The sequence below is a fragment of the Bacteroides sp. NSJ-48 genome (assembly GCF_014287405.1).
Classification (GTDB): domain Bacteria; phylum Bacteroidota; class Bacteroidia; order Bacteroidales; family Bacteroidaceae; genus Bacteroides; species Bacteroides stercoris.
This window is the reverse complement of record NZ_JACOOD010000127.1, coordinates 1-500: the sequence shown is the minus strand read 5'-3', so window position 1 is coordinate 500 and position 500 is coordinate 1. Positions and strand designations below refer to the sequence as shown.

Annotated in this window: 1 protein-coding gene; it reads left to right on the top strand. The window is 54.4% G+C overall.

All coding sequences use genetic code 11. The annotated features are described in order from the left end of the window. The coding region (locus tag H8S52_RS19785) for a hypothetical protein (RefSeq protein ID WP_186910419.1) at positions 1-500 on the top strand (500 nt) is incomplete at both ends.

Genomic DNA, 500 nt, shown 5'->3' with positions numbered 1-500 from the left:
ACGGTGGCGAAGCTGGACGGCAGCGAGGGAGACTGGATGATGTATGAGCCGTTTTACTGGAGCAAAGGCATCAACGATTATTTGAACAACAAGAAGTACGCCTGCTACAGCAGTTATCCGGAGGACGAAATGCCCCCGATTCCGGACGCGACGGTACTGACACTGGATGCCATCAAGGAGACACAGGGCGGCTGGCTGGGTGAACGCAAGATCATGAGCGGCAAGCCCACGCTGATGGAATCCTATACGACGGACAAGGCTTATTCCGTGTGCAAAGTGGACGTGTCGGGTTACAGACGTGTCCGCTTCCCGAGCGTTCCAGGAACAGGGCTTATCGGCAGTGTGTTTGCTGATGCGGAGGGAAACATCCTGAAGAGTATTGTGGTGCCGACCATCGGCTTGAAATTTGAAGCCGGCATGTATCTGATAGCAGACGTTCCGGAACGTGCTACAGCCCTGCATTTCTCCATTCTGAACACGGCAGAGTTTGACTGCGTGGT